Source organism: Clostridium sp. AM22-11AC (assembly GCF_003473545.1).
GTDB lineage: Bacteria > Bacillota > Clostridia > Lachnospirales > Lachnospiraceae > Enterocloster.
Genome location: NZ_QUCM01000011.1, coordinates 30738 through 56972, shown reverse-complemented (window position 1 = coordinate 56972; position 26235 = coordinate 30738). Strand labels below are relative to the sequence as shown.

General features: G+C 45.3%; 19 protein-coding genes. 15 read left to right on the top strand and 4 right to left on the bottom strand.

Annotated features, from left to right (window positions below; translation table 11 throughout):
* Window positions 1–19 precede the first annotated feature (19 nt).
* Complete coding sequence (locus DW251_RS11085; protein WP_118301150.1) at window positions 20–1123, bottom strand: MqnA/MqnD/SBP family protein; 1104 nt, start codon at window positions 1121–1123, stop codon at window positions 20–22.
* A gap of 125 nt (window positions 1124–1248) precedes the next feature.
* Between DW251_RS11085 and cobI the strand changes: the two genes are divergently transcribed.
* Window positions 1249–1956: a precorrin-2 C(20)-methyltransferase gene (cobI, locus tag DW251_RS11080; RefSeq protein WP_118301148.1), complete on the top strand. Its 708-nt coding sequence runs from the start codon at window positions 1249–1251 to the stop codon at window positions 1954–1956.
* Here cobI and DW251_RS11075 read toward each other — a convergent pair.
* On the bottom strand, window positions 1937–2776 hold the full coding sequence (locus tag DW251_RS11075) for an AraC family transcriptional regulator (protein ID WP_021868889.1): 840 nt from the start codon (window positions 2774–2776) through the stop codon (window positions 1937–1939). The genes cobI and DW251_RS11075 overlap by 20 nt on opposite strands.
* A 232-nt stretch (window positions 2777–3008) precedes the next feature.
* On the opposite strand from DW251_RS11075, the gene xylB reads away from it, so the two are divergent.
* The 4 genes from xylB (at window position 3009) to DW251_RS11055 (ending at window position 9128) form a co-directional block, all read left to right on the top strand.
* The gene (xylB, locus tag DW251_RS11070; protein WP_118301146.1) at window positions 3009–4535 is read left to right on the top strand and encodes a xylulokinase; all 1527 of its coding nucleotides are present in this window, start codon (window positions 3009–3011) and stop codon (window positions 4533–4535) included.
* A complete protein-coding gene (locus DW251_RS11065; protein ID WP_118301144.1) occupies window positions 4529–5155 on the top strand; it encodes a DUF4867 family protein in 627 nt (208 codons plus the stop codon). Before xylB ends, DW251_RS11065 begins: the two co-directional genes overlap by 7 nt.
* Window positions 5156–5218: 63 nt before the next feature.
* On the top strand, window positions 5219–6706 hold the full coding sequence (locus DW251_RS11060; RefSeq protein ID WP_118301142.1) for an L-fucose/L-arabinose isomerase family protein: 1488 nt from the start codon (window positions 5219–5221) through the stop codon (window positions 6704–6706).
* Window positions 6707–7100: 394 nt separating this feature from the next.
* Window positions 7101–9128 (top strand): ABC-F family ATP-binding cassette domain-containing protein, encoded by a 2028-nt coding sequence (locus DW251_RS11055; RefSeq protein ID WP_118301140.1) that lies wholly within the window; start codon window positions 7101–7103, stop codon window positions 9126–9128.
* Between the two features lie 7 nt (window positions 9129–9135).
* Here the strand turns inward: DW251_RS11055 and DW251_RS11050 are convergent, their stop codons facing one another.
* A complete protein-coding gene (locus tag DW251_RS11050; RefSeq protein ID WP_118301138.1) occupies window positions 9136–11109 on the bottom strand; it encodes a sigma 54-interacting transcriptional regulator in 1974 nt (657 codons plus the stop codon).
* Between the two features lie 279 nt (window positions 11110–11388).
* On the opposite strand from DW251_RS11050, the gene DW251_RS11045 reads away from it, so the two are divergent.
* From DW251_RS11045 to DW251_RS11000, 10 genes are all read left to right on the top strand, one after another.
* A complete protein-coding gene (locus DW251_RS11045) occupies window positions 11389–13023 on the top strand; it encodes an ABC transporter substrate-binding protein (RefSeq protein ID WP_021868883.1) in 1635 nt (544 codons plus the stop codon).
* Between the two features lie 207 nt (window positions 13024–13230).
* Window positions 13231–14196, top strand: coding sequence for an ABC transporter permease (locus DW251_RS11040; RefSeq protein ID WP_021868882.1), 966 nt, complete (start codon window positions 13231–13233; stop codon window positions 14194–14196).
* Between the two features lie 5 nt (window positions 14197–14201).
* Entirely contained in the window at window positions 14202–15110 is a 909-nt protein-coding gene (locus DW251_RS11035) for an ABC transporter permease (protein ID WP_021868881.1), read from the top strand.
* Window positions 15111–15120: 10 nt separating this feature from the next.
* Complete coding sequence (locus DW251_RS11030; RefSeq protein WP_021868880.1) at window positions 15121–16119, top strand: ABC transporter ATP-binding protein; 999 nt, start codon at window positions 15121–15123, stop codon at window positions 16117–16119.
* Entirely contained in the window at window positions 16120–17124 is a 1005-nt protein-coding gene (locus tag DW251_RS11025) for an oligopeptide/dipeptide ABC transporter ATP-binding protein (protein WP_021868879.1), read from the top strand.
* A gap of 85 nt (window positions 17125–17209) precedes the next feature.
* The gene (locus tag DW251_RS11020) at window positions 17210–18439 is read left to right on the top strand and encodes a M20 family metallopeptidase (RefSeq protein ID WP_118301136.1); all 1230 of its coding nucleotides are present in this window, start codon (window positions 17210–17212) and stop codon (window positions 18437–18439) included.
* A 235-nt stretch (window positions 18440–18674) separates the two neighbouring features.
* Complete coding sequence (gene iadA, locus DW251_RS11015) at window positions 18675–19841, top strand: beta-aspartyl-peptidase (RefSeq protein ID WP_118301134.1); 1167 nt, start codon at window positions 18675–18677, stop codon at window positions 19839–19841.
* Window positions 19828–20925 carry a M20/M25/M40 family metallo-hydrolase gene (locus DW251_RS11010; protein WP_347474655.1) on the top strand — a complete coding sequence of 366 codons (1098 nt, stop codon included), beginning with the start codon at window positions 19828–19830 and terminating at the stop codon, window positions 20923–20925. The genes iadA and DW251_RS11010 overlap by 14 nt, the downstream gene beginning before the upstream one ends.
* A gap of 226 nt (window positions 20926–21151) precedes the next feature.
* Complete coding sequence (locus tag DW251_RS11005; RefSeq protein WP_118301132.1) at window positions 21152–21859, top strand: response regulator transcription factor; 708 nt, start codon at window positions 21152–21154, stop codon at window positions 21857–21859.
* On the top strand, window positions 21831–24452 hold the full coding sequence (locus DW251_RS11000) for a histidine kinase dimerization/phospho-acceptor domain-containing protein (RefSeq protein WP_243034930.1): 2622 nt from the start codon (window positions 21831–21833) through the stop codon (window positions 24450–24452). The genes DW251_RS11005 and DW251_RS11000 overlap by 29 nt, the downstream gene beginning before the upstream one ends.
* Before the next feature lie 61 nt (window positions 24453–24513).
* Here DW251_RS11000 and DW251_RS10995 read toward each other — a convergent pair whose 3' ends face one another.
* A complete protein-coding gene (locus DW251_RS10995; protein WP_118301130.1) occupies window positions 24514–26079 on the bottom strand; it encodes a flotillin family protein in 1566 nt (521 codons plus the stop codon).
* Between the last annotated feature and the right edge of the window lie 156 nt (window positions 26080–26235).

The following is a 26235-nucleotide window of genomic DNA, read 5'->3' as shown; positions in this document are numbered from 1 at the left end:
AAAGGATCCTGTAAGTGATTTATGGAAGATAGTAGAAGTCATCAGCCGGTAACTGTCCGCCTACAGATTTTGCATCAGCAGCTTCCAGAACAGATAAATAGCCTGAGAGAGCAGACTTCATTTCCTCACCTGTGATGCATACAATGTTGCAGGCAGGCATAGCTTTTTTCGCAATGGGTGCCTTTTCAACGATGCCCAGTGCAGCTACCATTTCAGCAGCTTCATCCAGATGTTCGCTTGTATAGGCAGCAGATGCCTTGTGATCTTCGATGAACAGTTTCACTGCCTCTTCATTTTCCTTTAAGAAGTCGCTGCGCACAATGGTAACACCTGTAACTAACTGGCTTCCATTTTCCTTATTTAAAAGGTTCCACTGTTCGGTCAGGTCAAGAACCGGCTTTAAAGCTTCGTTCTGGATGCAGGCAGCAGTTGCAAAAGGCTGAGGAAGAACGCCTACTGCAGAAGAATCTTCTTTTAATACGGAAGCAACCTCTGTGGCCTCAGACTTAAATTCCAGAGTAACATCCCCGTCAGCAAGGCCATTTTCAGAAAGGAGATAATTCATTACATATTCCGGGGTAGTTCCTTTTCCGGTCATGTAAACGGTCTTTCCTTTCAGGTCTTCCATAGAAGAAATGGAATCATCAGAGGCAACTACATAGAGAACGCCCAAGGTATTGATGTCGATCACATTTACATTACCCTGGGTCTTTGTATACAGGATACTTGCAACATTGGCAGGGACTAAAACAATATCCAGATCTCCACTTGCAATGGAACCTACCAGTTCATCTGCTTTTCCTGCCATGGTAAAGGTATAGTCATTTTCTGTCTCGCCTTTTTCAGCGCGATCCATCAGTTCAGCCAGTCCCATAGAGGTAGGTCCTTTTAAAGAGCCAATGCGGATCGCAGTACCTGAACCGGCTGCGTCAGAAGTCTCAGTTTCTTCCTTTTCAGTTTCAGATTCTGCCTGTGAGCTTTCAGCCTCTGTGCTCTGTGCTTCTGTTTCTTTTACAGTCTCGCTTTCAGCAGAAGCAGCAGTATTTTCCTTATTTCCTGCACAGCCGCCTAACACTAAAGTGCCTGCAAGAGCAGCCGCCAGCAATTTCATTGTTTTTTTCATAATAAATTATTCCTTCCTAAATAATATAGTAATAGACTTATCTTACCATAAAAATTCCTTGCTGTGGTGGTTAAGTGCTGTTAAAATGGATTTGTTGAGAAAAATAGATAGAAGAAAGGTAAATTATGGGAAAATTATACGGAATTGGAGTAGGACCGGGAGATCCGGAACTGCTTACATTAAAAGCATATAAGATCCTTAACCAGGCAGATGTGATCTTCTGTCCGGAAAAGAAAAAAGGAGCAGGTGGTTTTGCCTTTGATATTATAAAGGAACATATAAAAGACAGTAAAGCCCAGATCGTAAATCTGGAGTATCCTATGCATTATAAAGGGGACGAGCTGAAAAAAATGTGGGAAGAAAACGGACGCCTGATCTCTGAATATTTAAAAGGAGATAAAACAGGAGCTTTTATCACTTTAGGCGATCCCTCTGTATACAGTACCTTTATGTATACCCTTCCTTATATAGAAGCTTTTGGCACAGAGACAGAGGTAGTTCCGGGAATTCCGTCCTTCTGTGCAGCAGCGGCTATTTCAAAAATCCCTCTTACTGCCTGGGATGAAGATCTGGTGATCGCACCGGTCCGGAAAAATAATGCAGCGGATCTGGAGAAGCTTCTTACAGAACATGAGAATGTAGTGCTTATGAAGCCTTCCACAGACAGTGAAGCCCTGGTTTCTGCTATTCAGGCAAGTGGAAGGGAAAATTCTTTTGTACTGGTAGAAAAGGCGGGAACCAAAGAGCAGCGTCTGATCCGGGAGTATCAGACCTTAAAAGAGGAGCCGGTTCCCTATCTGTCTCTGATGATCCTTAAGTCTCAGAAGCAGTAAGCTGTATTTTTTTTCTGTATTCCCCGGGAAGACAGTCGTAGCGCTTTAAAAAGGATTTTGCAAAGGCACGGCTGTTGGGAAAACCATTATTAATGGCAATGTCATTTAAACTGCGGTCTGTGTGTAGCATTTCACGGAATGCATATTCGGTGCGCAGGTTTAAAAGATAGGTTTTGTAACTGATCCCTGCATAGAGGCGGAACATGCGGGATAAATAGTTGGGTGAGAAGCCGAATGTTTCAGCTACACTTTCCAAAGTGATCGGCTGATCATAGTGTTTCTTCATATAAGAAGTAATCTGGGAGAGACGGTCTAAGTGCCGTTTTTGCCGCAGATTTCCCTCATCTGCCTCTGTTTTCATAAATTCCGTTGCCATTTGGTATAAAAGTTCATAGAAGAGGCTTTGCATTTTTAAAAGATAGGCCTTTTCTTTTTTTGTATATACATGATACATTTTTTCAATAAGAACAGCCAGCGCGCGGTTTTTCTCCTGGGACTGGCTTACAAATATGGCATAGTCCTCTTTTCCCATATAAGGGGTAAAATAAGAAACCGGGATCTGGAGCACCAGGGTCAGATTGGGTTTTGGCGCTTCAATGGAGTGGATCTCATTGGAATTGACAATGATCAGTTCCCCGGCACTTAAGGGCTGGGACTGGTTGTTAATGTAAAATTTCAGTTCCCCTTCCAGCACCAGGAAGATCTCCACAGACTGGTGCCAGTGGTTGGCGCGGCGGTAATTGCCGTTTTTTCCTTCAAAAATGAAAAATTTACAGGGCAGGTCTTCGTTTGGAACGACCATTTCATATTTAAAATCCATCCTGTAGCTTCCTTTCCGTAAAAATTCCAGGTGTACATAAGGCTTAAAAAGCCGGTCAGAACACGCAGATCCTGCAATAAAGTATACCATATGATAAGAATGATGTAAAAGGATAAGAAAGTGCTATTATAAAGATAAGAACTGCTCTGGAATGACGGTTTAGGATAAGTTATAATCATTTTAGAATATGTTTGGCAGGAATGGCTGTCATAAGAGGAGAAGGGAGAATATCATGAATTATCTCTTGGGAATAGATGTGGGAACTTCCGCAACAAAGACGGTCCTGTTTGATGAAAAGGGAACCGTGATCGCTTCTGCTTCACAGGAATATCCAATGTATCAGCCGGAAAATGGCTGGGCAGAGCAGAAGCCCGAGGACTGGAGAGATGCAGTTCTTAAGACCATAAAGGAAGTTGTTTCACAGTCAGGTGTAGACAAAGACGCAGTAAAGGGAATTGGTATTTCCGGACAGATGCATGGCCTGGTCATGTTAGATGAGGCCGGAGAGGTGATCCGTCCTTCTATTATCTGGTGCGACCAGAGAACAGGCGCAGAAGTAGAGGACATGTTAAAGATCATGCCAAGGGAAGAATGGATCCGTATCACAGCTAACCCGCCACTGACAGGCTGGACTGCAGCAAAGATCCTCTGGGTACGGAAAAATGAGCCGGAAAATTATAACCGCTGCCGTCATATCTTACTGCCGAAGGATTACATCCGCTACATACTTACCGGTGTATTTGCAACTGAAGTTTCTGATGCAAGCGGTATGCAGCTTTTAGACGTTCCGGGCCGCTGCTGGTCTGATGAAGTGCTGAAAGCATTAAATATTGACAAGAACCTTTTAGGAAAGGTACATGAGTCCTGCGAAGCAACAGGAACACTGCTTCCGGATGTAGCAAAGGAATTAGGCCTTTCTGAAAAATGTATCGTAGCCGGCGGTGCCGGTGATAATGCTGCAGCTGCAGTGGGAACCGGTGTTGTAAAAGACGGAACTGCCTTTACTACCATTGGTACTTCCGGTGTTGTATTTGCACATACCAGCAAGCCTGCCATTGATCCGAAGGGAAGGATCCATACCTGCTGCTGCGCAGTACCGGGTGCATGGCATATGATGGGTGTGACCCAGGCTGCAGGACTTTCCTTAAAATGGTTTAAAGACCAGTTCTGCCAGGATTATGTAAAAGAGGCAGAGGCCAAGGGAGTAGATGTATATGACCAGATCAATCAGGATGTTGCGTCTGTAGCACCTGGAAGTGACCGTCTGCTGTATCTTCCTTATTTAATGGGAGAAAGGACCCCGCATCTGGATCCGGACTGCAGAGGCGTATTTTTCGGTCTGTCTGCGATCCACACAAGAAAGCATCTGCTGCGGGCTGTAATGGAAGGCGTTGCTTATTCTCTCTGCGACTGCAATGAGATCCTTCAGGAAATGGGCGTTAAGGTTGACTGTATGAAAGCCTGCGGAGGCGGCGGAAAGAGCCCTGTATGGCGCCAGATGTTAGCGGATCTGTACAACTGCTCCGTAGAGCGTGTGGTACAGGATGAAGGTCCGGCACTTGGCGTTGCCATTTTAGCAGGAGTTGCCTGCGGTCTTTATGAAAGTGTGGAAAAAGCATGTGACCAGTTGATCACACGCAGGGACAGCACAGAGCCAAAGGCAGAAGATGTGGCTGTTTATGAAAAATATCACAGACTGTATCAGAAATTGTATACAAGCCTGAAAAATGATTATAAGGAGCTGGCAGAATTATCATGATCAAACAGATAAGTGTAATGGAGCCGGAATTTAAAAAGTACGGCAAGGTCATCGGAGGTTATGACCTGAAAGAAATTTTACAGAAAATGGAAGAAACTCCATGCCCGGATGATGTAGTATATGTGGCTTCTGTAAAGGAACTGGAAGATTTAAAGATCGCAGAAGAACTGGCAGACGGTGTTTACGGACAGATGCCGATCCAGATCGGTTACTGCAACGGACACAACCGTAAATTAAATGCGTTAGAGTATCACAGAGACTCTGAGATCAATATTGCAGTCAGCGATATGGTACTGCTTTTAGCAAAAGAAGAGGAAGTAGAGGATGACTATACATTAGATACCTCTAAGGTAAAAGCATTTTTCGTTCCTGCAGGCACCATGATCGAAGTGTATGCAACGACTCTTCACTATGCGCCATGCCAGACCTCTGATAAAGGTTTCCGCTGTGTAGTTGTCCTTCCAGAGGGAACTAACGGGGAGTTAAGCCACAAGCCGGAAAATAAGAGCGGCGAAGAGAAACTTTTGGCAGCTGTCAATAAGTGGCTCATCGGTCATGCAGAAGGCGGACTTCCGGAAGGCAGCTTTATCGGACTGAAAGGTGAAAATACAGAAGTTTAGAGCATAAAAAAGTATAAATAAGGGCTGTGGTGGAACAGCCCTGTAAATATGGAGGAAAAAAACATGTTTGAGAATATCCCGAAAGTAAAAGTTGGTATCGTTGCAGTCAGCCGTGACTGTTTCCCGGAGTCTTTATCTGTAAACCGCAGAAAAGCCCTGGTAGACGCTTACAAGGCAAAATATGATCCAGAGGATATTTATGAGTGCCCAGTCTGTATCGTAGAGAGCGAGATCCACATGGTACAGGCCTTAGAAGATATTAAGAAAGAGGGATGCAACGCTTTAGTTGTTTACCTTGGAAACTTCGGACCTGAAATTTCTGAGACCCTTCTTGCAAAGCACTTTGACGGACCGAAAATGTTTGTTGCAGCAGCTGAAGAGACCGGAAACAACCTGGTATCCGGCAGAGGCGATGCATACTGCGGTATGTTAAATGCAAGCTATAACTTACAGCTGAGAAATATCAAGGCTTATATCCCGGAATATCCGGTAGGAACCGCTGCAGAGTGTGCAGATATGATCCATGATTTCCTGCCAATCGCAAGAACTGTGATCGGTTTGTCTGATCTGAAGATCATCAGCTTTGGCCCAAGACCATTAAACTTCTTAGCATGCAACGCTCCTATCAAGCAGCTGTACAACCTGGGTGTAGAGATTGAAGAAAACTCTGAGTTGGACCTGTTTGAGGCATTTAATAAGCATGCAGGTGATCCAAGAATTGCAGAAGTAGCAGCAGACATGGAAGCAGAGTTAGGAGCAGGCAATAAGAAGCCGGAGATCCTTGCAAAGCTGGCTCAGTATGAGATTACTCTGTTAGACTGGATCCGTGACCACAGAGGCTACCGCAAGTATGTTGCGATCGCAGGAAAATGCTGGCCTGCATTCCAGACCCAGTTTGGCTTTGTTCCATGCTATGTAAACAGCCGTCTGACTGGCCGTGGCATCCCGGTATCCTGTGAAGTAGATATTTACGGTGCATTAAGTGAATTTATCGGAACCTGCATCAGCCAGGATGCAGTAACCCTTCTGGATATCAACAACTCTGTACCGGAAGATCTGTACAATGAGGACATTAAGGACAAGTTTAACTATGACTTAAAGGAAACCTTCATGGGCTTCCACTGCGGAAATACCAACTCCAAGAAGCTGGCATTCTGTGAAATGAAGTATCAGTTCATCATGGCACGTTCTCTGCCGGAAGAAGTTACACAGGGAACTCTGGAAGGCGATATCATGCCGGGTGATATTACGTTTTATCGTTTACAGAGTACAGCTGACAACATTCTGCGCGCTTATGTAGCACAGGGCGAGGTACTGCCAGTGGCAACCCGGTCCTTTGGTTCCATCGGTATCTTTGCAATTCCTCAGATGGGCCGCTTCTACCGTCATGTGCTGATCGAAAAGGGCTTTCCACATCACGGAGCTGTTGCTTTCGGTCACTTTGGAAAGAGCCTGTATGAGGTATTTAAGTACATCGGTGTAGATGTAGAGGAGATCGGCTTTAATCAGCCGGCTGGAATGCTGTACAAGACAGAAAATCCATTTGCATAATTTCACATAAAAATTTATCCCCTTTCTGTGGCGGTTCTGTTACAGAGAGGGGATTTTTTGCGTTGCAGGAAACTTTGCAGTACATTTGTGATACCGGTGTCACACTTGCATCAGGGCGGTTGTTCGGCTATACTAGCTGTAAATTATGATGTTGGGGTCAAAAGGTATTTTGCCCCCTCTGATACCGAATTGCTACGTGCTTTGCACTCTCGCAATTCTAAAAACATTCGTAATTCGCTCATTTTTCTTCAAAAAATGGCTACTTACTCATGTTTTTTGCGGGTCCCAAGTTCAAAAATCCTTCTGCAAGCAAGCTTGCGTCGGATTTCCGACCTTTTGACCTGACCCTGGTATCAAATTATGTGATTATTTACAAACGTATGAGGTTACTACCATGAAATATCAGATAAAGGACGGCACCGTTACCTTAGGCGGTGAAACCATATTATCCCATATCGATTTTGAGATACAGGGAAACCAGAAAATTGCAGTAGTGGGAAGAAATGGCGCGGGAAAGACTACATTACTGCGTCTGATCGCAGGGGAGCTGAGTCTGGACCGGGATGACAGGCGCCAGGGACCGGGGATCACAGCTTCCAGGCAGCTGACAGTGGAAATGTTAGGACAGCAGGCACTGGCAGGGGAAGAAAGGACCGTAGAAGAGCTGGTGATGTTAAACTGCCCTGCAAAGGGACCTTTTGACAGGGAACGTTTTGAATATGAGCGGGAATATGACACCCTTTTTACAGGCCTGGGATTTCAGAAAGAAGATAAAAAACGTTCTGTAGCAGCTTTTTCCGGAGGTCAGAAGACCAAGATCGCCCTGATCCAGCTTCTTCTTAAAAAGCCGGATCTGCTGCTTCTTGATGAGCCCACTAATCATCTGGATATGGAAACAGCCAGCTGGTTGGAAGGTTATTTAAGGCAGTATCCGGGGGCTGTGGTCATGGTCAGCCACGACCGTTTCTTTATGGACCGGACTGCAGATATCGTATATGAACTGGAACAGGGAAAATTGACCCGTTATCCGGGAAATTATACGAATTACCGGGAACAGAAGCGAAAAAACTATGAGATCCAGATGAAATCCTATCTGCGCCAGCAGGAGGAGATCGAGCGTCAGGAAGAACTGATCAAACGGTTTAAAAATAAGCCTTCCAAGGCTGCATTTGCCCGTTCCAGAAAGAAAATATTAGAACGGATGCATCCGGTGGAAAAGCCAAGGGAGGATATGGCCCATATTTTTACAGGGACTATTACCCCGCTGATCCCAGGAAGCAAATGGGTCTTTGAGGCAGAACATTTAAAGATCGGCTATGACAAACATCCATTACTGGAACTGAGCCTGCGTATCCGGAAAGGACAGAAGATTGGTATTTTAGGTGTAAATGGTTCCGGCAAGACTACTTTTTTAAAGACAGTAGCCGGATTTTTACCTGCTGTAGCCGGGGACTGTGCATTGGGAAATAATATTACTATCGGCTATTTTGACCAGTATTCCGCTGCGATCCAGTCAGAAAAAACAGTAGTAGAACATTTTTCAGATTTGTTTCCGTCCCTGACGGACAAGGAAGTGCGGACGATTTTAGGGGCCTATCTTTTTAAAGGAAAGGACGGGGCAAAACGGGTGGATGATCTGTCCGGAGGTGAAAAAGCAAGGCTGGTGCTGGCAGAACTGCTGCAAAGCCGGCCAAACTTCCTGATCTTAGATGAGCCTACCAACCATATGGATATCCAGGCGAAAGAGACCTTAGAGTCCGCCTTTCAGGCTTATGAAGGCACCATCCTTTTTGTATCCCATGACCGGTATTTTATCCGTCAGGTGGCAAAGTCTGTGCTTATTTTTGAAAATAATGCTGCTTTTTATTATCCCTTTGGATATGAACATTATCTGGAACGGAAAGAAAAAGAAGCTTCCGGAGAGCCATTGGCAGCCAGGATAAAGGCAGAAGAGCAGGCGCTGATCGAAGGCTTAAAAGCAGTGCCAAGGGCAGAGCGTCACAGGCTGCGGGAGATCCCGGAGGAAGAGGCCTACGACCAGTGGAGACTGCGGCTGGCAGCAGAGGCGATAGAGAATGCTGCAGAGCAGACGGAAGAGATCTGGCAGCAGATTTTGGAAAAAAATGGAAAAAGAGAAGAATGGGAGCTGGAGCACTGGGATCAGTGGTTAAATGAAATTGCTGATAAGAACGAGGATGCGGCTTGTGGTGAAAAGCAGGAAAAACAGGCAGAAGAGGAACTTTCTGCTTTCACAGAGCAATACGAAAATGCCCAGTCTGCCTGGACCGATGCCTGTCTTTTCTGGTATGACATCTGGTGTGAGGCTCATCCGGAACCAGTCATGGATCCTGGAACATCAGACACAGATGGATCTGTTCCGCAAGATACAGAGTCGTCCAAAACGGACGGCTCCGAAATATAAGTTTGATTTACTGCGTGTTCACCAGCCCCCCCAGTTCTGTGATCTCACAGCCGCCACGGGTCCTGTGAACTTTGATATATCCGGCACTGGCCAGTCGCTGCAGGCTGGTGCGGATATTGGCTTCAGAAAGCTGGATCCCTTCTTCTTTCAGCCTGCTGCACAGGAAAGAACGTCCGCTGCGGGGATTGGCAGCAATAAGGGACAGGATCCGGTGTTCCGTTATATCTAACTGCTGTTCATGCTTTCGGATCTGGTTTAAAATGTATCCCGGCAGGTCGCTTAATGACAAAGGTTCTCTGTGATAGATACAGGAAAAGTAGGTACAAACATTTTTAAGCTCCAGCACATTTCCCGGCCAGTCATACTGGTTTAAGAAGGTTAATACCGGTTCTGTCAGCAGTTCACGGGAAGAAAGCCCCGGTTCATGGAAAGAGCGTTTCAGGAAGGTTTCCAACAGCAGGGGGATATCATTTCGCCTCTGCCTTAAAGGAATGGTATATAAAGATACGGTACTTAAAAGGAAAAACAGTTCATCCAGGAATTTCCCTTCCAGTACACGGGAGTACAGATCACTGACAGAGGTAACGATCAGACGCAGGTCCAGGGGCTGGGGGGAGCAATTATTCCCCAGCGGGATAAAAAAGCCATTTTTTAAGATACTTAAAAGAAGGCGCTGCAGTTCTGAATCTGCATACTGAAGATTATTGATCAGCAGTGTACCGCCTTTTGCAGCTTCCAGTACACCGATTTTTTTACGGACACCATTTTCCTGCTGTTCACAGCTGCCAATGAGGGCTGCTTCAGCGGACTCTGACTTCAGGGAAGAAATATTTAAGGAAATAAATGGTCCGTCGTGACGGCGGGAATTTAAATGGATGGCCTGGGCCAAAAGTTCCTTTTCTGTGCCGCTTTCCCCTTCTATAATAATAGGAAAATCATTGACAGATACTCTTCGTGCTGTGTCTAACATATGCAGCTGCAGCGGGTTTACAGTAGAAAAGTAACTGAAATCGCATAATTTCGTAATACGGGTAGGAAACTGATCATCCTGGAGCGGGTTTGTATGGATCAGGCGCACCTGACGGCTGTCTGCAATGCTGAAGTCCTGAAACCACATGCGGAAAGCTTCCTCTCCATTGTGTACTGCAATTCCGTCATTCTGGCTGGGATAATCGTAAATAATCCCAGCCTCTTTTAACAATCTTGAAAAATCTTTTTCCTGAATATCCCGTTCTTTGATCCCGGTCATTTGCAGAAAAAGGGAATTACACAGCTCTATTTTGCCGGACTGGTTTAGCAGGCACAGGCCTTCTGAGGCATTCTCCAAAATTCCCCGGGTGATCTCTTTCATATCCAGAGCCTGGCTTAACTGCTGGTTGGAAAGTTTCTGTATCTGGATAATATGGTTTAAGTAATTTTTTGTAACCTCATCAGCCAGACTGGCGGGAAGTTTAAATACGGCGATCAGTTCATTGATGGTGGAAATGTCTACAATACGGTTGCCGATATCTACTACCTGGCGGATAAAAGAAGGGACTAAGTGTACCTCTCCGGGAGTTACGCAATACTGGATATCTTTCCGCACCTCTTCAATCCCCGGAAGATAGGGAAGAAAATGATACTGGGAAAAGCCATATTCTTTTAACTGGTCCATGATCTCATAGGTGGTGTCCACTGTATCATTGACAAGGTATACAAAAGATCCCGGCGGAATCTGAAGGATGCGCTGGAGATAAGTGTGATTAAATGTACGCATACATACAAGCTGTTTTACAGAATCCGGAATGGAAAAAGGCATCTGCTCTTTTAATTCACCTGCTGTATACAGGATACAGCCTGCATCTTCCATATCTTCTGGCGTCAGGTCAGCAATTCTGGTAGACACAATGGTGAGGTATTGTCCAAAAAGGGAAGAAAGGTAAGAGGCGATCCCTACTTTTGCCACCGGATTCCGGGTAAGGATCAATAGTTTGTGCTTCATGTAAGTAATCCTCCTTATTAGGTTGATTATATATCAATAAAACAAATAAAACAACCTAAATACAATAAAAAATTAATTTTAGTAAAAAAAGTGTTGTATTTTCTGTACGGACATTTGACAGCGATATAAAGAATCGTATAAAATGGTCACTAAAGCAAGGGCGCTTTGAAAACAGTCAGGGAACTGTGCATGCGAGAAGTGTGCCCTGCTTTTTCTATATAGTCTTTCAGTGAGGAAGGCTGGCGGAAAAAGTAAGTAAGATAGAGGAGGATATGAAAAATGAAGAAAAGAGCTTTATTAGTAGCACTTGCAGCAGCAATGGCAGCAAGCCTTGCAGGCTGCGGCGGATCTTCTGCATCCAGCACTACAGCAGCAGCTGGCAGCGCAGCGGAAGGCAGTGAAGCAGCAGGAGAGACTGCAGCAGACGCTTCTGGAAAGGACAGCCTGGTTATTGTTACATCATCTGATGTACTGTCTATGGACCCATACAGATATGATGAGGGACCTACAAACCAGATCATGCTTCATATCTATGAGGCAATGGTTGCCCAGAATGCAGATATGTCCTTTGATCCTTGTCTGGCAGAAAGCTGGGAGACCTCTGAGGATGGTTTAACCTGGACCTTCCATTTAAGAGAAGGCGTTAAGTTCCATGATGGTGATGTAATGGATTCCGGCGACGTTGTTGCATCCATCAAACTGGCTTCCAATCCTGATTCCCCATCTGCATACAGCAGCTACACATCCAGCTTTGAGTCTGTGGAAGCGCCTGATGCAAATACCGTTGTTATTAAGACTGAAAGACCAAACCCTTTAATGCTGTTTGACGTTGCCCAGCTGTATGTATTAAAACAGGAAATTGCAGAAGTTGGCACAGAAGAGCAGGTTGCTGACAATGTAATCGGTACCGGCCGTTACAAATTCGTAGAGCAGGTTAAGGAAGACCATATCGACCTGGCAGCAAACGAAGATTACTGGGGCGAAGTTCCGGCTATTAAGAATGTACGTTTCCGTCCTATTACAAATGAAGCAACCAGAACCGCTACCATGCTGACTGGCGATGTTGATTTTACTATTGACGTATCTGCAAGAGATATTGACCGTCTGGACGCAACTGAGGGTATCAGCGTGATCAAGCAGAAGGGTCTTCGTGAGATCTACCTGAACCTGGACAGCCGTGAGGATTCTCCTCTGTTCCCTGGACAGAAAAATCCAATGTCTGATGTCAAAGTAAGACAGGCTATGTATCTGGCAATTGATGAAGGAACCATTATCAAGAACATCATGAATGGATGCGCATTTGAAATGAACTCTGTTGTTCCGGAAGATTATGTAGGCTACACCGAAGTTACCCGTGAAGCATATGATCCTGAAAAGGCAAAAGAGCTGTTAGCAGAAGCTGGATATCCAGATGGTTTTGAAGTAACTTTAGATGCTCCAAATGACCGTTACATGAACGATGAGCAGATCGCCCAGGCAGTAGCAGGTTATCTTGAAAAAGTAGGTATCAAGGTTAATTTAAACCTGATGCCAAAGGCTAACTTCTTCAGCTACATTAAACCACTTGAGAATAAATCCATGTTCTTAATGACCGGATGGTCTGATGCTTCTGGTGATGGACTTTCTCTTATGCACGATATGCTTTACACCTATGACCGTGAGGCAGGTAATGGCGGTGTCAACAGAGGACATTACTCCAATGCACAGGTAGATGCCCTGATCGATCAGGCATTCACTGAGATGGATGATACCAAGAGAGGTGAACTGGTAGCAGAGGCTGACAAGATCGCAAGAGAAGATTATGCATACATCCCGCTTCACTTTGAGCAGGATACATATGCGATCAAGGATACTTTAAATTACACCCCAAGAATGAACAAATATGTATATGCATGGGAGTTCTCTTACAAATAAAAGTTAGGTAACAAAGTAAAGGGGCCGTGTAAAATTTAACGGCTCCTTTTCATTAAAATATGCTCCCGGGATCCGCCGGAGCCCAAACATCCTCTCTGTACCTGCGTGTGCAGCTGACGGTGATGATCCAAACCAGCCGCAAAGGCAGGTGAAGATGAGGATAAAAGGAATATTAGATACTCTGATGATAACAGGAGGTAAGATTTTATGATAAAGTATGTTGTAAAACGGTTTGCGCAGATGATCGTGGTACTTTTTATAGTATCTCTTCTCGTATTTCTGCTGACCAACTTTATCGGTGACCCAGTTGATATGCTGGTACCGGAAAATGCAACCCTTGAACAGATCGAATCTGCAAGAGCCAGATTGGGACTTGATAAGCCCCTTCCCGTTCAGTATGGTATTTTTATCAGAGATGTGCTTCACGGCAATTTTGGTAAATCTTATATATATGGAAAACCTGCCATGGATCTGATCTTTGAACGTATGCCAGCGACTCTTGAATTAGTTGCTGTTGCAGCCTGTCTTGTACTGTGTATTGCCATTCCTTTAGGTGTATATGCAGGTGCTTATCCTAAGAGAGCCAGCAGCAAGCTCATTATGTCAGGTTCTATTTTAGGTATTTCTCTTCCTTCCTTCTGGGTTGGCATGATGATGATCTACATTTTTGCAGTTGTTTTAAGACTGCTTCCGGCTTCTGGCCGTGGAAATACGGTAATGGTGGGAAATGTAGCTTTAAGCATTTTTGCTCCCGGTGGTATCCGTTATGTCATTCTTCCGGCAATAACACTGGCTCTGACCAATGTGGCTACCATGCTTCGACTGACCCGTTCCGGTATCCTGGAAAATATGCGTCAGGATTATATTAAGTTTGCAAGAGCAAAAGGTGTTCCTGCCAAGTCCATTCTTTTTGGACATGCTTTAAAGAATGCGCTGATCCCGGTTGTTACTATTTTTGGTATGGATCTGGGAAATATGATCGCGTTCACCACCATTACAGAGACCATTTTTGCATGGCCTGGCATGGGCAAGCTGCTTATTGATGCTATTAATAAATCAGACAGACCTATTATCGTGGCTTATCTGATGGCAGCAGCCTGCATGTTTGTGGTGCTGAACTTTATTGTTGATATTTTATATACACTCATTGATCCTAGAATTGAATTGAGGTGATGAACATGGAAGAGAAAGTAACCATTGAAAAAACAGGATGGTGGAAAAACTTTTTAAAGTCTGAGTTTTTCTATCACTATAAACACAATATTCCAGCCATCATCGGAAGTATCCTGGTGGTAGTTGCAATCCTGGTTGCAGTATTTGGACGTTTCCTGGCTCCGCAGAACCCATACGACCTGACTGCCATCAGTCTGGCAGATTCTTATCTTCCACCTGTATGGTTAGACGGCGGAAAAGCCGGATTTTTTCTGGGAAGTGATGAACAGGGCCGTGATATTTTAAGTGCCATTATCTATGGTAGTGCAAGTTCCATTATGATCGGTCTGGTAGGCATGATCTGCTCCTGTGCCATAGGTACCACACTGGGACTGTTAGCAGGATATTTTGGCGGCAAAGTAGATGCTGTTATCATGCGTATTGCAGATGTACAGCTGTCTTTCCCATCAATGCTGATCGCATTATTCATCATGTCCGTATTTGGACGGGGCGTGGGAAAACTGCTCATCGCCCTGACTATGGTAGGCTGGGTAACTTATGCAAGAACAGTCCGCGGTGAAACACTTTCCGTTAAAAAAATGGAATATGTGGAAGCAGCACGTACCATCGGCCTTCCAAACCGCATTATCATTATAAAACATGTACTTCCAAACGTTATCAATTCCATTATCGTTTTAGCAACTATCCAGATCGGAAGCTTTATCCTGACAGAGGCAACCTTAAGCTTTTTAGGTGTTGGTGTGCCGATCACACAGCCTTCTTTGGGACTGCTTGTAAAAACTGGTTTTGATGTATTGTTCTCAGGCCTGTGGTGGGCATCTGTGTTCCCAGGTCTGTATATCATGCTGATCGTATTCGGTATCAATCTTTTAGGTGACTTCTTAAGAGATGAGCTGAACCCGAATCTGAAATAGGAGGTGCGGTATGGAAGATAAAGTATTATTAGACGTACAGGGATTAAAAACATATTTCCACACCTTCAAGGGCGTGGTAAAAGCAGTAGATAATGTAAGCTTCAGCTTAAAAGAAGGTGAGATCTTAGGTATCGTAGGTGAGTCCGGAAGCGGAAAGTCTGTTACCAGTTTCTCTATCTTAAAGCTGGTAGAAGATCCAGGTGTGGTAGATGCAGACCATATCATGTTTGATGGAAAAGACCTGGCAAAGATCAGTGAAAGAGATATGTCAAAGATCCGTGGAAAAGACATTTCCATGGTATTCCAGGATCCTATGACATCTTTAAATCCTCTTTATACCATCCAGAGACAGATGGAAGAAGTGCTGATCCTTCATGAGCCACAGATGAACAAGGCGCAGAGAAGAGAGCGCTGTATTGAGCTGCTCCATGCAGTAGGCATCCCAAATCCGGAAGAACGCTTAAAAGAATATCCAAACCAGTTTTCCGGTGGTATGCGCCAGCGTGTTATCATTGCCATTGCACTGGCTACTAATCCGAAGCTGCTGATCGCAGATGAGCCTACTACTGCCCTGGATGTTACCATTCAGGAACAGATATTAAAGCTTATGAAAAAGCTGGTGAAGGAGCATAATACCTCTCTGATGCTGATCACTCATGACCTGGCAGTTGTATCCCAGATGGTTGACAAGATCAATGTTATGTACTGTGGAAAACTGGTAGAGACCGGAAAAACAGAGGATATTATTTATCATAATGCACATCCATACACTGAGGGACTTTTAAATTCTATTCCAAAGCTGTATGAGGACAGAGACCGTCTGGACTATATTCCTGGTATGGTTCCAAATATGTTTGAGCTGCCGGAAGGCTGTTATTTTGCACCAAGATGTAAATACTGCCAGGAGATCTGCCGCCATGAAAAGCCGCAGATGCAGGAAGTGGGACCGGGCCATATGGCTGCATGTCACTTCCCACTGTTAAAGAAAAAAGAACAGGAGGAAGCATAAATGGAAACATCCAAGACTCTCATTGAAGTAAAAAATGTATGTCAGGAGTTCCACCTTACAAAAGGCCTCCTGCAGTCCCTTCGTTTTGAAAAGGGAAAGCTTGTAAAAGAAGATAAAGTAGTTCACGCTGTAAATGATGTAAGCTTTGAGATTAAAAAAGGGGAAGTTTTCAGTCTGGTAGGAGAAAGCGGCTGCGGTAAATCTACTACAGCAAGAACCGTTATTCGCCTCCTGGAGCCAACCTCCGGACAGGTACTCTATAAAGGAAAAGATATCAGCCACTTAGGACCAAATGAGCTTCTTCCTTACCGCAAGAGCATGCAGATGATCTTCCAGGATCCTTATGCATCCTTAAATCCGAGACAGAGAGTTGCTGACATCATTATGGAACCTCTTCTGTTCCATGGCATTGCAAAGACCAAAGAAGAAGCAAGAGAACGCTGCATGAGTATTTTAGCCCGTGTTGGTTTAAGACCGGAGCAGGCTGGAAGATATCCTCATCAGTTCTCCGGCGGACAGAGACAGCGTATTGGTATTGCAAGAGCCTTAGCTGTAAATCCGGAGTTCATCATTGCCGATGAGCCGGTATCCGCTCTGGACGTATCCATTCAGGCCCAGATCTTAAACCTGTTAATGGATCTGAAAGATGAATTTAATTTCTCTTATCTGTTTATTGCACATGACTTATCAGTTGTACGCCACATCAGTGACAGACTGGGCGTTATGTATCTGGGAAGTATTGTGGAAATGGGAGATAAACACACCCTTTTCACCAATCCGGTACATCCGTATACCAAGGTGCTGTTTGCAGCAGTTCCTACTGTAGGCGAAAAGCCGCTGGTTCAGGGAATTGATGCAAAGGGAGAGATCCCAAGCCCTGTAAACCTTCCAAAGGGCTGTTATTTCAGCGACCGATGCCCATATGCTACCGACCGCTGCCGTCAGGAAAAGCCGGTGCTGCGTGAAGTAGAACCAGGACATATGGCTGCTTGTCATCTGCTTTAAGCTGTAATTAAGTAAGGCTGCAGGCGCCATTTGGATACGTCTGCAGCTTTTTGTATACACATTTTATTTTTTGGAGGTGTGGATCATGACAGAAATAAAAGGGATTTCTGTGGATGAATGGAAGAAAAAGATCTGTGAGGAAGCAGAACGGTTAAGACCGCAGCTGATCGAACTTTCCCATAGCATCCATGATGAACCGGAGATCGGTTTTCAGGAGTTTAAATCATCTGCTAAAATATGTGATTTTCTGGAAAAACAGGGATTTGAAACAGAAAGAGATTATTGTGACCTTCCAACATCCTTTAAGGCAGTGAAAAAAGGAACAGGAAAAGGCCCGGTAGTGGCGTTTTTGGCAGAATATGATGCTTTAAGAGGCGTAGGACATGGCTGCGGCCACAATGTGATCGCCACCTGTGCTTCCGGTGCATTTGCTTCTCTGGCAAAAATATTTGTGGAAATGGGAATTGCAGGAGAAGTAAGGATCATTGGAACTCCTGCAGAAGAAGGAGGTGCCGGAAAGGCTATTATGCTGGAACGGGGCGGCTTTGATGGAGTGGATTTTGCACTGATGATCCATCCCACCTGTGGCGGTGAAAGCAGGAACTATATTAACCGGAACGGAAGAGCTTCCGGAAGTCTTACCATTTCCTTTACAGGACAGTCTGCCCATTCCTCTGCACCGGCAACTGGCATCAATGCCCTGACAGCGGCTATCAGCGTGTTTAACCAGATCGATATGCTGCGTCCGTTATTTGAAACAGAGGACAATGTAAACGGTGTTATTTTAGAGGGCGGAACTGCTTCTAACGTAATTCCGGGATTTTCCAAATCGGAGTTCTGTATCCGTGCGGCTACCATGAAGCGTATTGATGAGCTTCAGAACATGATCATCGGCTGTGCAAAACGTGCAGAAAGCCTTACAGGGGCAAAGGTCCGGATCGAGTCAGAACCCATTTATGCAGAGCGTTATCCATGTCTGCCGATCTGTGAAGACTTTAAGGAAAATATGGCCCGCGTAGGCGTTGGCATGTGTCTGCCGGATCCGAAACTGCTGTTTGGTTCTTCTGACATTGGAAATGTGTCCATTAAGATCCCGGCGATCCATGATTATCTGTCTATTACAGATGAAGAAATCCCGGCACATTCCAAAGAATATGCCAAAGCAGCAGCAGAACCGGCTGCAGATGAGATCTGCATCAAGGGGGCACAGGGACTGGCAATGACCGGTCTTGACCTGCTGTTAGATGAAAGCCTTCGTCAGGCGGCAGCAGAGTACCATGAAAAAGTCGTACCGGACTTCTACAAAGAAAAGTAAAAGATGGATATCCGGTCCGGACGCAGCTGCGTCTGGAAAATTTGGATGTCCTCTCGGAGTCTTTCCTGCACCTGCCTTTGTGGCCGATTTTCCGCCAGTCGCACCCGAATTTCATCAACGTACGCACCGCGTACGCCTCAGAAATTTGGGTACAACTGACAAAAAATCTTCTCACAAAATCAGGTACAGAAAGATTCCGAGAGAACATATAATATATTTAGGAGAAAATATAACCATGATATTATTGAAACAGGCTGATGTATACGCACCGGAACACCTTGGGATCAAGGATGTTTTAGTGTGCGGAGGAAAGATCGAGGCAGTAGGAGATAACCTGGAAGGAGGTACCGGCTGTCAGGTCATCGACGCAAAGGGAATGCGCTTAACACCTGGTCTTATTGACCGCCATGTACATGTAACAGGAGGCGGCGGAGAAGGAAGCTTCCACACAAGAACACCTCAGATCGAACTTTCTTCTATTTTAAAGGCAGGTATCACCACTGTGTTAGGACTGCTTGGAACCGATGATATGTCCCGCAGTGTAGAGGATTTGTTAGCAAAGGTAAAGGCATTAAAGGAAGAAGGCATTACTGCCTATGCTCTCTGCGGTGCCTATGGCTATCCGCCGGTGACCTTAACAGGAAGCGTAAAGAAGGATATTGCCTTTGTAGACGAGATCATGGGCTTAAAGCTGGCGCTTTCTGACCACAGGGCGCCAAATATTTCAGTAGATGAGCTGATCCGTTTAGGAAGTGATGTGCGTACTGCAGGCATGATCGGCGGAAAGCCTGGATTTATCGTTTTACATATGGGAAGCGGAAAGAAAAAATTAGGGCCTGTATTTGAGGCGCTGGCTGAAACTGATATCCCTGTAAAGACCTTCCAGCCTACTCATATGAGCCGCAACCATGAACTGTATCTGGATGGACTGAAGCTGGCAAAAATGGGCGGTTATATTGACATTACCTGTGAAGACTTTGTAAATGGCGAGCCGGTCATCGGACATGATCCAATGCCTGCACTTCTTGAAGAGGCAAAGGCAGCAGATGTTCCTATGGATCACATTACCTTCAGCTCTGACGGTCAGGGAAGCTGGTCCAGCTACGATGAAGCAGGCATGTTAAAAGAGATCGGTGTTACGGATGTGGGAAATATGTATGCACAGATGTGTTCTTTAGTTACCAGAGGCGGCTTTGACTTTGCTGAGGCACTGACCTATTTTACATCCAATGTTGCCAAAGCGCTGGAGATCGAGAAGAAAAAGGGGCATATCGTGGCAGGTGCTGACGCAGACATCCTGCTGATCAAAGATGACTTAACCTTAGATACCGTCATTGCAGGCGGCCGTAAGATGATGGAAGGAGGAACTCTTCTTGTAAGAGGAACATATGAACATGATTGATATCAATGTATTAAAGGACCTGACCAATGCCTTTGGCCCAAGCGGATTTGAGGAAGATGTAGTAAGGGCGGTAAGGGACCACTGCACAGGCATGAGCCTGACCAACGATGCCATGAATAATGTATACGCAAGAATCGGCGGAAATGCAAATGGAAAAAAGCCGGTGCTGATGCTGGATGCCCATACAGATGAGTGCGGATTTATGGTACAGGGGATCATGGAAAATGGTCTGTTAAGCCTGATCATGTTAGGTGGAATGGACTTGCCAAGTATCCCGGCACATACCTTACTGGTACGCACCAGAGCCGGAAAGCTGGTAAAGGGCATCACCACCTCCCGTCCGGTGCATTTTATGACGGATAAAGAAAAGAGCGCACCGCTTGACATCCGTGAAATGTTCTTAGATGTAGGCGCATGCAGCAAAAAAGAGGCAATGGAAAGCTTCGGTATCAATATCGGTGATCCGGCTGCTCCGGAAGTTGCATTCGAGTATGATGAAGAGCATGGATTATGCTTTGGCAAGGCCTTTGACAACCGTATGGGCTGTGCCTGCATCATCCACACATTAAGAGCATTACAGGCAGTAAAAGATGACCTGGCAGTAGAAGTAGTAGGTGCATTCGCTTCCCAGGAAGAGGTTGGTATGAGAGGCGCGACCGTTACCTCTGCACAGGTACAGCCGGATCTGGCTATCGTATTTGAGGGCTCTCCTGCAGACGACTTCTACTACAGCCCTGAAAAATCCCAGGGCGGCATGCATAAAGGCGTACAGATCCGCTGCATGGATAAGAGTTATATTACCAATCCTGCATTCTTAGAGTATGCACATGAACTGGGCGATACCATGGGTATCACCTACCAGGACGCAGTAAGAAGAGGCGGCAGCACCAACGCAGGCAAGATCAGCCTTGCAGGAAAAGCCGTACCAACCCTGGTACTTGGCATTCCAAGCCGTTATGTACACAGCCACTATAATTTCTGTGCTATCGAAGATGTAGAAAGCACCGTCCGCATGGCAGTTGAGGTTATCAAGGGACTGAATGAGGAGAGAATTAAGCATCTGATGCATCAGGATATCCTGTAAGAGTTTCTAAAAACAGGATTTTGGAAAAATCTGGGAAAATGTGAAAAAGGGACTGCTCTGGTGTGGCCTGCGGGCCGCGCCGGGTGGTCCTTTTTTTGCATTCTCCCCGCCTACTGGCGGGAGAAGCCCTACTGTGATATAATTCTTTAGAAAAACTTTCATTTTTTATGAAGCGCCTCTTTCAAATTCATTGCTACTATATAAACCGTAAGGAGGAAATGAGTATATGAACGGAGACAGTATCCTTTTAGTAGAGGATGACAAAGAAATACGCCAGGGAGTGGAAATTTTCCTGCGCAGCCAGGGATACCAGGTATTTCAGGCAGAAAACGGCCTTGAAGGCTTAAAGATCCTGGAAGAAAGGCCTATCGACCTGGCAATCGTAGATGTGATGATGCCGGTAATGGACGGTATCACCATGACTGCGAAACTGCGGGAAAAATATGACTTTCCGGTGATCTTCCTTTCGGCAAAGACAGAAGAGGTAGATAAGATCCTGGGACTCAACATAGGAGCAGATGACTATGTGACAAAGCCATTTACCCCCATGGAACTGATGGCAAGAGTCAACTCCCAGCTGCGCAGATATCACCGTTTCTTAGACCGGTTAAATTCCGGGCAGAAGGAAAATCCAAAGATCCACCAGGTGGGCGGACTGGAAGTCAATGAGGAAACAGTGGAAGTCAATGCAGACGGTAAAAATGTAAAAGTGACTCCCATTGAATTCAAGATCCTTCTCCTTCTCATCCGCAATCCGGGAAGAGTTTTCCCGGCAGAAGAGATCTACGAAAGAGTATGGAACGAACGTGCCATCAACACAGATACTGTCATGGTCCATATACGCAACCTCCGTGAAAAAATCGAAGTGGATCCAAAAGATCCGAAATACATAAAGGTGGTGTGGGGTGTTGGATACAAACTTGAAAAACAATGATGATCTGGAAATGAAAAATGCTGGAAATGAAAATGTTACAAACGGAAATGTTGTAAAGAAAAATCATAATTGGAAAATTCTGGGAATTATAGCCATGATACTGACGGTTTTTATTGCGGCAGGTGCTACGGTGGGGCTATATCCCTATATGGAAGAGAAAGCTGCAGAATTCAACAGCAGGAACCGCAGGCAGGAAACAGAAGCAGCAGGCGGGTTCGGAAATCTGACCACCCAGGTGATGAATTTCAGCTACGTTCTCTGGCATCAGCAGAAACAGGAAGAAAATGGTGGTATCCTTACTTATTCCCAGACATTTCTCACAGGAGATGGGGCCGGGGCTATTCTGGATACGACAGATGCGCAGAATGTGCCGGAAACACCGGACACGGACCATACAGCAGCCGGTGCAGATGCCACAGAAAATACAGATGCAGTGACCGATGGGGCTGCAGCCGATCCATCCCTTTCAGAACAGCAGACAGATGAAAGTGAGAACGCAGAAGTTACAGACGAAGAAGTTTATGGTGCAGATGTTACAGAAACAGAAGAAGACATTCCGGCTCTCAGAAAAGAAATAACAGATCTGATCGATGAACTGGGAACCAGCTGGAATAATCTTTATAACCAGTACAATGAACGTATCTCCTATGCGGTCATGGACCCACAGGGCGGCTACCTGCGCAGCAATGTAAGTGCTCCTGAGGAAATATTTTCCCGGACAGTAGCAGACAATGAACTTCAGTTTACCGTACATTTTGATGAAAATGGCAGACTGACTGTGTCAGGTGTAACAGGTCTTGAAAGCAACTGTTCAGGCCTGATCCGTTCCATTGGCCGTTTTGAGTTTTATGATCCCCTGGCTGCAAGACTTAATAACAGCTACCGCAGATCTGGTCTGGAATTCAGTGGTCCGAAAAATATGACCATTAAATTCCGGTGTCAGCCGACTCAGCTTGGAAGCTGGAATGAGGAAAAGCCACGGAATGCATATGCTTATGATAATTATGATTATCAAAGCGGTCATGGATTTATCACCGTTGTTGCATATGTAAGCATGGCAGTCCTGGTGGCAGCACTTCTTATCCCTTTTATCCCGGGAATGGAAGTGGTCAAAATGAAAATATTCAGCTGGTCACTTGAGCCTCTTTGCGTTATCGGAGTGGGCTGGCTGCTGCTTTTCTTAAATATGGAGATCCCGTTAGATATAGTACGCAGCTTTATGGCGGGAACTCTCCAGGCAGAGCTGGCAAAAGCAGGCTTTTTACCGGTTATGGCCAATGCCCTGGCCGTTGCAGCCAATTTCCTGTTCTGGGTGGTCATTTACGGAATGTTTTACTGGGGAGTCACCAGTTTCCGTTCCTTCTTCAGTTTGGGACCATGGTGTTACTTTAAAGAGCGCACCTGGCTTGGAAAATTCTTACGTTTCTGCAAACACTGGGTATGCACTGGCCTGGACCTGTTTTCACAGACAGACTGGGAAAGCAATTCCAGCAAGATCATAGGAAAGGCAGTGCTTGCAAACTTTGTGATCCTTGCGTGCATTTCACTGCTGTGGTTCTGGGGTATCGGTGCATTAGTACTGTATTCTCTGGTACTGTTCTTCCTTTTAAAGAAATATTGGGGAAAAGTACAGGAAAAATACCACAAGCTCCTTAACTGTATTCAGGAAATGGCAGAGGGCAACCTGGATGTAAAAGAAGAGGAAGATTTAGGGATTTTTGAGCCATTTAAAAACCAGCTGTTTAAGGTACAGGACGGCTTCAAAAAGGCAGTGGAAAAAGAGGTGAAAAGTGAGCGGACCAAAACAGAGCTGATCACCAATGTTTCCCACGACTTAAAAACACCATTGACTGCCATTATTACTTATGTAAACCTGTTAAAGCAGGAAAATATTACCGAAGAAGAACGAAACTCCTACATCCAGATCTTAGACCAGAAATCCATGCGCTTAAAAGAGCTGATCGAGGACCTGTTTGAGGTAAGCAAGGCGGCAAACGGTACCGTGGTCCTTCACCCGGAAGAAGTAGATGTAGTCAGCCTGTTAAAGCAGGTACGCTTTGAACTTTCCGATAAAATAGAAGCCAGCGGCATCCAGTTCCACTTTGACCTGCCAAATGAGCGTCTGGCGGCATCCTTAGACGGCCAGAAGACCTGCCGTATCTTTGAAAACCTTCTGGTGAACATTACCGAGTACGGCATGAAAGGCACCAGAGCCTATATTAAGGCAGAAAAAGACGGAGAATATGTACAGGTAACATTGCGAAACATCTCCGCAGAAGAACTGAAGATTTCACCGGAAGAGCTGACAGAACGTTTTGTAAGAGGGGATGCGTCCAGAAATACAGAAGGCTCCGGTCTTGGTCTTGCCATTGCAAGAAGCTTTACCGAAGTCCAGGGCGGCACCATGAAGATAGAGGTAGAAGGAGACCTGTTCAGGGTGATCCTTCGATGGAAGTTAAGATCAGATCAGGAAGATGAAGCTTTTAAAGAAAATATTCAGGAAGAGTCAGACGAAGAATTTCGAAAAGAGCCGGAACCGGTCAGCTCAGAAGAACATGATCCTGAGGACTCCGAAGAATATGAGGAAAAATAATTTATAAAAGCAGGCATAAAAAATGGGCGGCCGCATTATAAAGTGCAGCCGCCCGTATATTTTATTCAGTAATCTCAGAAGTCTTAGCAATCTCAGGATCTGTTTCAGCAACAGGTTTGTCAGCGGGAGCTGTATCAGCAGCGATCACCTGCTTCAAGGCATCCTCTGCCCCGTTCAGGTTAATATTCCTGGTCACCTTGGCATCATATGTATCTGCTTTCATGATCTCAGCCAGGTCAACGCCTGTAGCCTCTTTCATGGACTCAAACAGCTTTGCCATAACCACAGGCACATTGCCTGCAACGTTGCCAACACCGTCATCAGACCCATTTCCACCGCCGATAATGGTGATCTTGTCGATCTGGGATAATGGTTCTGCGATCTTTCCGGCAATTTCAGGAAGGACTTTCATCATCATTTCTGCCATAGCAGCGTGGTTGTACTTCTGGTAAGCCTGGGCTTTCTTTTCCATACCTTCTGCTTCTGCTAAAGCCTTTGCCTGGATAGCGGCAGCTTCTGCTTCACCTCTCGCCCGGATACCTTCTGCTTCCTGGAGCATAGCGTATTTCTGTGCTTCCGCCTGGGCCTTTCGTGCTTCTGCTTCCTTTTCCTGTTCGTATTTCTTTGCTTCTGCTTCTCTCTGGCGGCGGGTCAGGTCAGCGGCAGCAGCCTGCTCAATGGCATAACGGTCAGCATCCGCTTTCTTATTGATCTCAGCTTCCAATGCCTGCTGCTGTACAGCAACTTCCTGTTTGCGCAGTTCAGCTTCACGTTCAGCTTTGGCAATCTGGGCATTTACAGTAGCTGCCTGGATGGTCTTTTGCTGTTCCTGTTTCTGGATCTCGTAAGCAGCATCTGCTTCAGCCTTTTTCGTGTCAGAAGCTTTCTGCAATTCAGCCTTTTTAATAGCCAGTTCATTATTTTTCTGGGCGATCTCTGTTTCTGCAAGAACTCTTGCCTCATTGGAAGCCTTATCTGCAGCAGCCTGGGCAATGGCAATATCACGTTCTGCCTCCGCCTTTGCAATGGAAGCGTCCTTGCGGATCTTAGAAGTATTATCCATACCAAGATCCTGGATCAGGCCATGTTCATCTGTTACATTCTGGATATTGCAGGAAAGGATCTCAATTCCCAGCTTCTCCATATCCTTAGAAGCCTTTGCCATAACCTGATCTGAGAAAGAGTCACGGTCTGTATTGATCGCACGCAGAGTCAACGTACCGATGATCTCTCGCATATTACCCTGAAGAGAGTCCTGCAGATCAGCGGCGATCTTGGCAGAATTCTTATTTAAGAAATTTCGCATAGCCAGTTTTAACATGGCCGGGTCATCTGCCACGCGTACCTTTGCAACAGCGTCCACCATAACATTGATAAAATCATTAGTAGGAATGTACTCATCTGTTTTAATGTCAACGGTGATCTGGCCAAGATAAAGCTTATCAAGCTGCTCAAAGAAAGGCAGTTTCAGACCGGCGCGGCCTACCAGCACCCGGGGCTCTTTTCTGAGACCGGAGATAATATAGGCGTGATCCGGTGGAGCTTTTACGTATCCCTGGGTTATAATAAGAAGCACCAGAAGGACAACCAGGATAACAGGACCAAAATAGAGGATCAGTTCTAACATAGGAACTCCTTTCTGACACTGCCGTGATATCCAACTGGCAGCTTCAAGTAAAATAATATTTTGTATCTGAATTTTACCATATAAAAATCAAAGAATATATACATTTCATTAAAATGTAAAAAAATGTAAGAAAAAATATTAAAAAATACGCCGGGG